Origin of the sequence: Heliomicrobium undosum, from assembly GCF_009877425.1 — a bacterium.
In the GTDB taxonomy this organism is placed as follows: Bacteria; Bacillota; Desulfitobacteriia; order Heliobacteriales; family Heliobacteriaceae; genus Heliomicrobium; species Heliomicrobium undosum.
Genome location: NZ_WXEY01000015.1, coordinates 1 through 11,580 on the forward strand (window position 1 = coordinate 1; position 11,580 = coordinate 11,580).

An 11,580-nucleotide genomic window follows, 5' to 3' on the forward strand; every position below is an offset into this window, starting at 1 on the left:
CTTGTCCCTGCGGCCATCTCGGCGATCCTGAGAAGGAGTGCCTCTGCTCCCCTGTTTCAGTAGAGCGTTACCGCAACCGGATTTCAGGACCCCTGTGGGATCGGATGGATCTGCAGGTGTCAGTGACCCGCCCCGCATACAACGATCTTGTGGATTCTGCAAAAGTGCCTCCAGAAGGGGAGGAGAGTTCGGAGACCGTCTTGAACCGTGTGATCGAGGCCCGGAGGCGGCAGTGGCGTCGCAACCGGGCGCTATCACAGCGTCTGCCGCTGTTACAGATCCAACCGGCGGTCTGCAATGCCCACTTGGATGCGGGAGCGTTAAAAAAAGTTGCGGAACTTGACGGCGAAAGCGAGACATTGTTATCCCAGGCATACCGGCGTCTCGGACTGAGCGGCAGGGGGTTGCATCGCATCCTAAAGGTTGCCCGGACCATTGCCGACCTGGACAGCTCCGAGAGGATTGGCAAGATCCACTTGGCAGAGGCGTTGCGGTTTCGGCTGTAAGGGATCGAAGAAAGGGTCACTGCCCCACCGGAAAAAGAACAGATTCAGAATCTTTTGCAGGATTTAACCATTGTTTCGTCAAATTACGTCATTTAAGCAAAGAATGGTGGGGTGGTCGGGTATGGAAGAGAAAAACCTTGGCACTGCCGATTCAGCAATCGTTACATTACGTAAGCTGAGAAATCAGGTGTCTGGAGACGCCGAGTTAGCGCCGCTTTACACCGATGCATTGCTGGCCAAGAAGCGGGAACAGCGCCAGGCCTTGCGGGATGTTGCCGTTGCCGCCGCCAGGTTGGCCATGGATGTTCCTGAAAGCAAGGGCCAGTTCGTAACGATGAATATGCTAGATCTGGAGCGCTTGTGTGAGTCGCTCGTCGCTTTAAATCAGATTGATGAGGAACTGAACGCTGTCGGAGAAATGGAAGATTAGGCGGAATCAACCCCTCTGCCCCAAGCGGTAAAGAGGGGTTTTTTCATGACGAATTTTCCTATATATAATCGGAAAATGCGTTACGAGGACAAAAAGGAAATCTATCATTACAGTCGAATAAGTAGGCGATTTCATTGCCGATAAACATCCTATCCATACGCCGCAGCGCATCGCCTCCATGAAATCAACATGTTGTGAAGATGACCACAATTTTTCGGCGCTTTGCTTGACAGGGATTGGATAACCCGTTAATGTAGATATCGTTCGATGGTACGATTATCCAGACAGGTCAGGGAATCAGGGCGCCGGTGATGGAGAGGGGACGAGACCCATGACCCACCCTCCGGCTTTGACAGAGCGAGATAGTTGGATGGCTCTGTCCGCGCTGCCCGGTATCGGACCTCGGCGGTTTTACGCCCTCTTAGGGCATTTTGGCACGGCCCGCAACGCCTGGATGGCTGCTGATGAGCGCTGGGACGGTGTGGCCGGTCTAAGCCGGCAGGGTTGGGAGCGAACGTTGCAGGCGAGGCGACGCGCTGATCGGGTGACTGCGCTGTTGCGACGCCTTACCCAGGGTGACATCGCTGCCGTCCTCGTTACCGATGAACAATACCCCGCGCTGTTGCGCAATATCCCCGACCCGCCGCCCGTATTGTATGTGCGAGGAAAGCTTATGGCCGAGGATGAATCGGCCTTCGCCATCGTAGGCACCCGCAAGCCCTCCGCATACGGCGTGAAAGCCTGCGCTGCCATCGCCAGGGACCTGGCGCAACATAGACGGACGGTCGTCAGCGGCATGGCCCGCGGCATCGACGGAATCGCCCATCAAAGCGCCCTGGAGGCGGGGGGACGGACGATCGCCGTCCTAGCCGGCGGCGTCGACGTCATCTATCCGCCGGAACATGGCAAACTGGCCAGCCGTATCGTGGAACAGGGCGCTCTGGTAAGCGAATATCCGCCGGGGACGCGCCCCGAACCGGGCACTTTTCCGGCGCGCAACCGGATCATCTCGGGGCTCTCGAACGGTGTCATCGTTGTCGAGGCGGGGGAGAAGTCGGGTGCGTTGATCACCGCCGACCAGGCGTTAGAGCAGGGGCGCGATGTCTTTGCCGTGCCGGGGCCGATCACACTGCCGCAGAGCATGGGGACAAACCGTTTGATCCAGCAGGGCGCCAAGTTGATCATCACCGTCGAAGACATCCTCGATGAGGCCCAGCGTCAACTGAGCCTGCCCTTGTCAACGCATTCCGGGGCAGCACACCCTTCCGATGAACAGCTTTCGGAGAATTGCCTTTCGGCCGATCAGTCCGAGGCGGAGCGCCGGATCCTGGAAATCCTCGACTGGGAGCCGAGAAGCGCTGACGAGTTGGCCGCCCGGTTGGGCCTTTCCGGGTCGGAGGTGGCTGCGGCATTGACCCTGCTGGAATTGAAGGGACGCGTTCAAATGGAGCGGGGCGGCGGTTTTGTCGCCTGCTAGGTTATAATAGAACAAATGGATCCCGATTGAATGATCAGTATGGAATGGATCAGTTTTGATAGATAAGAGGTGACCTGGTTGTCCAACAAGGTGCTTGTCATCGTCGAATCGCCTGCCAAAGCGAAAACCATCAGCAAGTTTCTCGGCCGCCGCTACCAGGTGAAGGCCTCCATGGGCCATGTGCGCGATCTGCCCAAAAGCCAGTTTGGCGTCGATGTGGACGGGGGCTTCAATCCCAAGTACATCACCATCCGGGGCAAAGGAGAACTGTTAAAAGAACTCCGGACAGCCGCTAAAAAGTCGGACCAGATCCTGCTCGGGCCTGACCCGGATCGGGAGGGGGAAGCCATTGCCTGGCACCTGGCCCAAGTCCTTGGTGTCGACGAACATACACCCTGCCGCATCGAATTCAATGAGATCACCAAGTCGGCGATTCAAAACGCCGTCAAAAAGCCGCGGCCCATCGATACGAGCCGAGTGGAGGCCCAACAGGCCCGCCGTATCCTCGACCGGCTTGTCGGCTACAACCTCAGCCCCCTCCTCTGGCGCAAAATTCGCAAAGGCCTTTCCGCCGGACGGGTGCAGTCGGTGGCGGTGCGGCTGATCGGCGACAGGGAAGAGGAGATCAGCGATTTCACGCCTGAGGAGTACTGGTCCCTGACGGCGGAATTGAAAGCCGCCAAGGGGAACCTGCAGGCGCGGCTCGTCCGGCAGGATGAGAATAAGTTGGAGATCAAGAGCCGCGAAGAGATGGACCGGGTCCTGGGGGAACTGTCCGGGCAGGCCTTTGTCGTCAGCGAGGTCAAGCGGAAGGAAAAGCGCCGCAATCCGTCGCCGCCATTCACCACCAGTTCCTTGCAGCAGGAGGCCTATCGCAAACTCGGTTTTACGGCCCGCAAGACCATGATGATCGCCCAGCAATTGTATGAAGGCCTTGACCTGGGCAAAGAGGGCACCGTCGGTCTTGTCACCTACATCCGCACCGACTCGGTGCGCGTTTCCGACAGCGCCGTCGAAGAGGTCCGCCTGCACATCCAGACCCGTTTCGGCGCTGATTACCTGCCGGCAGAGCCGCGCGTCTACGAAAACAAGGGCAAAATCCAAAACGCCCACGAGGCGATCCGGCCCACCTCAGTAACCCGCGAACCGGAGACCTTGAAAGCGGTCGTGACCAACGACCAGTATAAATTATACAAATTGATCTATGAGCGCTTTGTTTCCAGCCAGATGAGTTCCGCCATCATGGATACGACGACGATCGAGATCAAGGCGGGAGCCTTCGGTTTCCGCGCCTCCGGCTCGGTGCTCAAGTTTCCCGGTTTCATGAAGGTCTACATCGAGGGGCGAGATGACGACAGCAAGGAAGAGGAGGGGTTGCTTCCCGAGGTGTCTGCCGAGGAAAAGCTGGACCTGCAGAAGATCGATCCGAAGCAGCATTTCACCCAGCCACCACCGCGCTACAGCGAAGCCACCCTCGTTCGGGCTTTGGAAGAACAGGGGATCGGCCGCCCCTCCACCTATGCGCCGATCATCGAGACCATCGTCGCCCGCGGTTATGTGGTCCGCGAGGATAAGCAGTTTTACCTGACCGAACTGGGCGAGGTCGTCGTCGATCTGCTGAAGGAGCATTTTCCCGACATCATTGATGTCGAATTTACGGCCGACATGGAAGCGAAGCTGGACGCCATCGAGGAAGGCGCCGCCGATTGGAAGCGCATCCTCCGTGATTTTTACGAACCCTTCCGGGAGACCCTGGAGGATGCCGAAGAGAAGATCGGCGAGATCGAGATCGCCGATGAGGTGACTGACCAACTGTGCGAAGTCTGCGGCGCCAACCTGGTCATCAAACAGGGGCGGTTTGGCCGCTTTTTGGCATGCCCCCGTTTCCCTGAATGCCGGTTCACCAAACCGCTGCTGGAGGAAATCGGTGTCCCCTGTCCCAAATGTGACGGCCATGTCGTCATCCGGCGAACAAAAAAAGGCCGCAAATTCTTCGGCTGCGCCAACTATCCTGAATGTGATTACGTCTCCTGGGAGCGGCCGACCAATGTGCCCTGTCCCCAGTGCGCCAAACCGCTGGTGCAAAAGGAGTCTAAAAAGTTGGGAACCCGCCGCGTCTGCACCACCGAGGGATGTGGCTATGAAGAGGCGGTCCCCGATGGGGAGAAGGGGGCTTCACCCGGATGGCCGGCTGGGGATCCCGACGAACAGGGGGAACCCGTTGAACGGCGTGAACTCACTGAACCCGGCGTGCCGGTGTAGCGAAGGACTGAATCATCCATAAGCGAAAATCGCAGAAGAACAGGTGACGATAGAGTGACAGTAACGATCATCGGGGCGGGGCTTGCCGGTGCAGAAGCAGCCTGGCAGATTGCCCGGCAGGGCGTGCCCGTCCAACTTTTCGAGATGCGCCCCACCGAGATGACGCCGGCCCACAAGACAGGCGATTTTGCCGAACTGGTCTGTTCCAACTCCTTGCGCGGGGCCGCTCTGGAGAACGCCGTCGGACTTTTAAAGGAAGAGATGCGCCGGCTCGGTTCGCTGATCATGGAAGCCGCCGATGCCCATGCGGTGCCTGCCGGCGGGGCGTTGGCCGTCGATCGGGAAGGCTTTTCCGCCTGTATCACGGAAAAGCTGGTCAACCATCCCCAGATCACCTTGCGCCGGGAGGAGATCCGGGAAATCCCCGCTGCCCGGCCCTTGATCATCGCGTCAGGCCCCTTGACCTCACCGGCCCTGTCCCAATCCATACAGGGTCTCACCGGCGAGGACTATTTCTACTTTTACGACGCCGCTGCGCCCATCGTCGACGCCGAATCGGTCGATCTGTCGGTGGCTTTCTGGGCCTCCCGTTATGACAAAGGCGACGCCGATTACCTCAACTGTCCCATGGATGAGAGTGAGTATGATCGGTTCTACGAAGCCCTCGTAACGGCTGAGGCCCATCCCCTAAAAGAGTTTGAAAAAGAGATCTACTTTGAGGGTTGCATGCCTGTCGAAGTGATGGCCAAAAGGGGAAAACAGACCCTCCTTTTCGGCCCCCTCAAACCGGTCGGCCTGACCGATCCGCGGACAGGCAGGCGCCCTTTTGCCGTCGTCCAGTTGCGCAAGGAGAATCGACAAGGGTCCATGTTCAATCTGGTCGGTTTTCAGACCCATCTCAAGTGGCCGGAACAGAAACGGGTCTTCCGCATGATCCCCGGATTGGAACAGGCGGAGTTCGTCCGCTACGGCGTCATGCACCGCAACACCTTCATCAACAGCCCCACGCTGTTGATGCCGACGTACCAACTCCGCAAGGATCCGTCTGTATTTTTCGCCGGCCAGATCACCGGGGTGGAAGGATATGTCGAATCAGCCGCCGCCGGTCTCGTGGCGGGATTAAACGCCGCCCGCCTCGTCCAGGGACGGACGCCGCTCCTATTCCCGCCGGAAACGGCTATCGGCGCTCTGTCGGCTTACATCACCACCGCCGAGGCCAAGCACTTTCAGCCGATGAACGTCACCTACGGACTTTTTCCTCCGTTGGTAGAAAAAGTGAAAGGCAAACGGCCCCGCCAGCAGGCCCATGCCCGCCGGGCGCTCGAGTCGTTGGAGCGGTTCATGGCGGAGAACCCTATTGCAAGCGAACCATAAAAAACGCCGGCAAAAGCAGTGAAAAGTCGGGTGAGACCATGGGTGAAAAAAACTGCGAGAAGGTCCAGAAGAGAGTCGATCAGGACAACAATCAGAATATCGCAGGGAACATCAATATTAGCGTCACTCAAAACACCCAGGAGCCAATCGCCGAATGGGACCGTTGGATCGATCGCTACCTGCGCCACCTCGCCGCCGAACGCAATCACTCCATCCACACCTGTGGCGCTTATGCCGGCGACTTGGCGCAACTGATCGAGCTGCTGGAACAGACCGGCTCCGGTGTGCCCCGTCTCCCTGAAGTAGCCGCCGATCGCCTGCGCCTCTGCATCACCCGCCTCTATGCAGTTGGGATGGAGCGATCGTCGCTGGCGCGAAAACTGGCCGCCTGGCGCGGCTTTTTTCGCTACCTGATACGGGAAGGCCAACTGACCAGCCACCCCATGAAACGGCTCAAGTCGCCCAAACTGGGCAGGCCGCTCCCTAAGACGCTAAGCGAATCGGAGGTTTCAGGCCTCCTCTCAGCTGCTGGGAGAACGGGCGATGAACCGTTGGCGTTGCGCAACCTGGCCATGGTGGAACTGTTTTACGCCTCTGGTTTGCGGGTGGCGGAACTGTGCGGGCTCGATCTGGGCAACGTCGACGCAAGCCTGGGCTATGTTCGCGTCCTTGGCAAGGGCGGAAAAGAACGGATCGTGCCTGTGGGAGAACAGGCGCTTGAGGCGATCAATCGCTACCTGAAGCAGGGACGGCCTGCGTTGGCCCGGCGGCAGCGCGAGGTGTCGCCGGCTCTCTTTTTAAACCACCGGGGACGGCGACTCAACGTGCGCGGCGCCCAGGACATCCTCTCCCGGATCACCGACGGCGCCGCATTACAGCGCGGGATCAGCCCCCACACGCTGCGACACACCTTCGCCACCCACCTGCTCGACGGCGGCGCCGACCTCCGTTCGGTGCAGGAGATGCTTGGCCATGCCAAACTTTCCACCACCCAAATTTATACCCATGTATCAGCCGAACGGCTGAAAGAGATATACCACAAAACCCATCCGCGGGCATAGGATCAATCGCGGGGTTGGAGAGGAGATGGGCCTGATGAAGATGATGGGAACGACAATCGTGGCGGTGAAACGGGGAAACCATGTGGCTGTTGCCGGTGACGGGCAGATCACCTTCGGCGATCGGACGATCATGAAAGCGACCGCCAAAAAGGTTCGTCGCCTCTATCAGGGAAAGGTCATCGCCGGCATCGCCGGCTCTGTCGCCGACGCCCTGACGTTACTAGATAAGTTGGAAAATAAAATCCAGGAGTTTCGCGGCAACCTGCTCCGCGCCTCTGTCGACCTGGCCAAGGAGTGGCGCACAGACCGATTCCTGCGCCGCCTGGAGGCGATGATTATCGCCGCCGACGCCGACCACCTGCTGGTCATCTCCGGCAATGGTGAGGTGATCGAACCTGATGATGGTGTCGTGGCCATCGGCTCCGGCGGACCCTACGCCCTGGCGGCAGCGCGCGCCCTGGCTCGCCACTCCGACCTGGCGCCGGGAGAGATCGCCCGGCAGGCGCTTGTCGTCGCTTCGGAGATCTGTGTCTTTACCAATGACCGAATCACCCTGGAAGAGATCGAAGGGACGGGTGAGAAATGACCGCCGTCAATCTGACACCGAAACATATCGTAGAAGAACTGGATCGCCATATCGTCGGCCAGCAGGCCGCCAAGAAAGCCGTAGCCATCGCGCTGCGCAACCGTTACCGCCGGCAGTTGCTGCCGGAAAACCTGCGCGATGAAGTGACCCCCAAAAACATCCTCATGATCGGGCCAACCGGGGTCGGCAAGACCGAGATCGCCCGACGCCTGGCCCGCCTCGTGCAGGCGCCCTTTATCAAGGTGGAAGCGACCAAATTTACAGAGGTAGGATATGTTGGTCGCGATGTGGAGTCGATGGTCCGCGATCTGGTGGAGACGGCCATCCGCATGGTCAAAGCGGAACGGATGGAGGAGGTTAAAACGCGGGCGGACCAGGAAGCGGAGGAACGCCTTGTCGAACTCCTTGTCCCACAACCGAAGGCCCCCAAAAACATGGCCAATCCCTTCGAAATGCTATTTGGAGGCGGGCAAGCAAACCAGCCGTCGCCCCCTTCCAATGATCCGGAATTGCGAGAAAAGCGGGCCATCATCCGCCAGAAGCTCAAACGTGTGGAATTGGAAGACGACTGGATTGAGATTGAAGTCGACGACAACGCCATGCCGCTCGGCGATATCTTTGCCGGCTCCGGGCTGGATGAGATGGGCGCCAACATCCAGAATATGCTGGGCCAGATCATCCCCCGGGGCAGGAAGAAACGGCGTGTCACCGTCCGTGAAGCTCGCCGGATCCTGGCGGTCCAGGAGGCGCAAAAGCTGATCGACATGGACGCCGTCACCCGTGAGGCCGTCGAGCGGGCCGAACAGTCCGGCATTATCTTCCTCGACGAGATCGACAAGATCGCATCGAGGGAAGGGGGGCAGGGACCCGATGTCTCCCGCGGCGGTGTGCAGCGCGATATCCTGCCCATCGTCGAAGGCTCCACCGTGATGACCAAATACGGTCCTGTCAAGACGGACCATGTCCTGTTCATCGCTGCCGGCGCCTTCCATGTGAGCAAGCCTTCCGACCTGATCCCAGAGTTGCAGGGAAGATTTCCCCTGCGTGTCGAACTGGAGGCGCTCAGCCAGCAGGACTTTCAGCGCATCCTCACAGAGCCGGAGGGTTCGTTGCTCAAACAGTATGTGGCGCTTCTATCGACAGAAGCGGTCGAACTGATCTTTAAGGAGGAAGCGATAGAAGCGATCGCCTCCATCGCCTATCGTGTCAATGCCCAGACAGAGAACATCGGCGCCCGCCGTTTGCACACCATCCTGGAGAAAGTCCTGGAGGATGTCTCCTTCGACGCCCCCGATCTTCTCGACAAAAAAGTAGTCATCGATAAGGAATATGTGGAATCCCGGCTAGAAGGAATCTTGCAGCGTGAAGATTTAAGTAGATATATTTTGTGAAAAGCGTTATAATAGACATCTAGATAGAATATTTCCGAATATTCGGCGTCATACACATCAAATAAGGGAGGTCTATTGGGGGAAAATGCGCACGCTGCTAGAAAAAACGCGTACAGTGAACCGTTTGATTCAAAAGTCTGCCGGGCATCCCGTCAACTTTGAAGAAATGGCCAAGATCACCAGCGAATTGATTAATGCCAACTGTTACATCATCGGCCGCCGCGGAAAAATCCTTGGCTTTAATTTCATGCCCCATTTTGCCTGTGACATCATGGCTGACATTGTCCACCATACGGAACGTTTCCCTGAAAGCTACAATCAGGATCTGCTCCGCATCAACGAAACACAGGCCAACTTTAGCCAGGTGTCGAACGCCTGTGTCTTCAACTATGGAGAAACGTGTTCTCATGGTCACAAACTCATGACCGTCACACCCATTCTGGGCGGCGGCCAGCGTCTCGGCACCCTCGTCCTGGCCAAATATAATGAGGAGTTTACCGATGAGGATCTGATCCTCGCCGAATATGCCGCTACCGTTGTCGGGATGGAGATCCTTCGGGCGAAGGCGGAGCGTATGGAAGAAGAGGCCCGCAAAAAAGCGGCCGTTCAGATCGCTATCGGCACCCTTTCCTACAGCGAACTGGAAGCGGTAGAACACATCTTCTCCGAACTGGAAGGGAACGAGGGCTTGCTGGTCGCCTCGAAGATCGCTGACCGCGTCGGCATCACCCGTTCCGTCATCGTCAACGCTTTGCGCAAGTTCGAGAGCGCCGGCGTGATCGAGTCCAAATCCTTGGGGATGAAGGGAACCTACATTCGCATCCTCAATGATAACTTAATGGAAGAACTGGAAAAACTGCGTCACTGATCAGATTTAATACGGTAAATTAATCCGGTTGCATAATTATTTGTACAATTTCAGATAAACAAGAAAAAATGAAGGCGCCTATTGGGTAAGCCTTCTTTTTTCGTTTTTTTTTTGCAGTGTTAGGAAAAGAGGATTTGTCAAAGGGACAGCGAAAATAGAGAGGCAGTATTGTGTGAGACCCCGGTGATGGATCGCCGGGATAAGTACGCCGTCCGCCGGAGGGCGGCATAGATCTGCGCCACGGAAGGCCCGATTTTTGCAGGATGAGGTGAAAGCATGGCAGGGTTTCTTGAAACGCCGATCCTTCGCAGTTTGGAAAAGGGGCTTGACGCGGCGTCGACGCGCCATCAGGTGATCGCCGACAACTTGGCCAACGTAGACACTCCCGGTTACAAACGAAAAGAGGTCCAATTTGAAGACGAACTGGCGGCAATCATCGACCGAGAGGCTTCCGGCATGACGGGAAAACGAACGGATCCCCGTCACATCCCGCTGAATAGGGGGACCGGCGACCTGTCGGCCCGGGTGGTCACGCAGGAAGGCGAGAGTTTCCGCAACGACGGCAACAACGTCGATGTGGACCGTGAGATGGCGCTGCTGGCGAAAAACTCACTCTGGTACAACGGCATGATCAACCAGATCTCCCATAAGTTATCGGGAATCAAAAACGTTCTTCAGGGGGTGCGGTAAGCGATGCGGTTTCTTTCCTCCATTGACACCAGCGCCTCCGGATTGACGGCCCAGCGTTTTCGCATGGACATCATCTCCAACAATCTAGCGAACGTGAATACGACGCGCACAGGAAACAGCGATGCTGACGGCGTGTTGCCCTATCGGCGCCAGATCCCGGTTTTCGCCGCTCGTCAAGCTGAAGCGGACAGCTTTGCTTCAGCCCTTTCGGCGGCGGAAGACAGGAGGAACGCAACGGGCGGAGGGGTCAGGGTCGTCTCTGTCGTCGAAGACGAATCTGCCTTTAAAACGGTCTATGATCCCCAGCACCCGGACGCGATCCGCACCGGTCCGCTGGCCGGCTATGTCCGCATGCCCAACGTCAACACCGTCACCGAGATGGTGGATATGATCTCGGCGACACGCGCATATGAAGCGAATGTCACCGCCGTAAACGCTGCCAAATCGATGGCGATGAAAGCCCTTGAAATCGGAAAAGGTTAACGGAGGCTCTAATTTCCGTAAAATTAGTACTATATACCTACACACTTTTTCTAAAATGTCTGCTATTATATCAATGGTTAAGGAGGCGGCCTGATGAACGGACTGCCCATTCGTTTTGACCAATTGCTTCCCTATCGCACCACCCTGGAAAAGGTGGAAAAACCCGCTGTTGGGGATAAGGTCTCGGAAGGGACGCCCAAGAGCTTTTCCGCTTTTTTACAAGGCGCCCTCAATCATGTCAACGACCTGCATAAGCAGGCTGATGCAGCCGCTGCCGATCTTGCCGCCGGCAAGCCGATTGATCTGCACCAAGTGGTCATCGCCTCAGAAAAAGCAGGGATTGCCACGCAGCTTACATTGCAAGTGCGCAACAAGGTGATGGAAGCCTATCAAGAAATCATGAGAATGCAAGTTTAATACAATGCGTATCAGATCACGGTGAAAGGCTGCTG

12 protein-coding genes are annotated in these 11,580 nt (G+C 57.4%); all 12 read left to right on the forward strand.

Translation table 11 applies throughout. The features are described from left to right. Positions 1–506 (forward strand): magnesium chelatase subunit ChlI family protein (locus GTO91_RS12400; protein WP_161259047.1); only part of this gene is annotated, 506 nt, incomplete at its 5' end. 121 nt (positions 507–627) lie between these two features. After that, complete coding sequence (locus GTO91_RS12405; protein ID WP_161259048.1) at positions 628–936, forward strand: hypothetical protein; 309 nt, start codon at positions 628–630, stop codon at positions 934–936. A gap of 331 nt (positions 937–1,267) precedes the next feature. Continuing rightward, positions 1,268–2,413, forward strand: coding sequence for a DNA-processing protein DprA (gene dprA, locus GTO91_RS12410; RefSeq protein ID WP_207709024.1), 1,146 nt, complete (start codon positions 1,268–1,270; stop codon positions 2,411–2,413). A 78-nt stretch (positions 2,414–2,491) separates the two neighbouring features. Further along, positions 2,492–4,675: a type I DNA topoisomerase gene (topA, locus tag GTO91_RS12415; RefSeq protein WP_161259049.1), complete on the forward strand. Its 2,184-nt coding sequence runs from the start codon at positions 2,492–2,494 to the stop codon at positions 4,673–4,675. A 54-nt stretch (positions 4,676–4,729) separates the two neighbouring features. Continuing rightward, positions 4,730–6,049, forward strand: coding sequence for a methylenetetrahydrofolate--tRNA-(uracil(54)-C(5))-methyltransferase (FADH(2)-oxidizing) TrmFO (gene trmFO, locus GTO91_RS12420; protein WP_161259050.1), 1,320 nt, complete (start codon positions 4,730–4,732; stop codon positions 6,047–6,049). A gap of 38 nt (positions 6,050–6,087) precedes the next feature. Next, positions 6,088–7,110, forward strand: coding sequence for a tyrosine recombinase XerC (gene xerC / locus GTO91_RS12425; protein WP_161259051.1), 1,023 nt, complete (start codon positions 6,088–6,090; stop codon positions 7,108–7,110). Positions 7,111–7,135: 25 nt separating this feature from the next. After that, a complete protein-coding gene (gene hslV / locus GTO91_RS12430; RefSeq protein ID WP_328793805.1) occupies positions 7,136–7,696 on the forward strand; it encodes an ATP-dependent protease subunit HslV in 561 nt (186 codons plus the stop codon). After that, positions 7,693–9,087: an ATP-dependent protease ATPase subunit HslU gene (gene hslU, locus GTO91_RS12435; protein WP_161259052.1), complete on the forward strand. Its 1,395-nt coding sequence runs from the start codon at positions 7,693–7,695 to the stop codon at positions 9,085–9,087. Before hslV ends, hslU begins: the two co-directional genes overlap by 4 nt. Before the next feature lie 85 nt (positions 9,088–9,172). Next, entirely contained in the window at positions 9,173–9,955 is a 783-nt protein-coding gene (gene codY / locus GTO91_RS12440; RefSeq protein WP_161259053.1) for a GTP-sensing pleiotropic transcriptional regulator CodY, read from the forward strand. A 276-nt stretch (positions 9,956–10,231) separates the two neighbouring features. Then, on the forward strand, positions 10,232–10,645 hold the full coding sequence (flgB, locus tag GTO91_RS12445) for a flagellar basal body rod protein FlgB (protein WP_161259054.1): 414 nt from the start codon (positions 10,232–10,234) through the stop codon (positions 10,643–10,645). Between the two features lie 3 nt (positions 10,646–10,648). Further along, positions 10,649–11,128, forward strand: coding sequence for a flagellar basal body rod protein FlgC (flgC, locus tag GTO91_RS12450; protein WP_161259055.1), 480 nt, complete (start codon positions 10,649–10,651; stop codon positions 11,126–11,128). 93 nt (positions 11,129–11,221) lie between these two features. Continuing rightward, positions 11,222–11,545, forward strand: a complete 324-nt coding sequence (gene fliE / locus GTO91_RS12455; protein WP_161259056.1) for a flagellar hook-basal body complex protein FliE — start codon at positions 11,222–11,224, stop codon at positions 11,543–11,545. Positions 11,546–11,580: the final 35 nt, after the last annotated feature.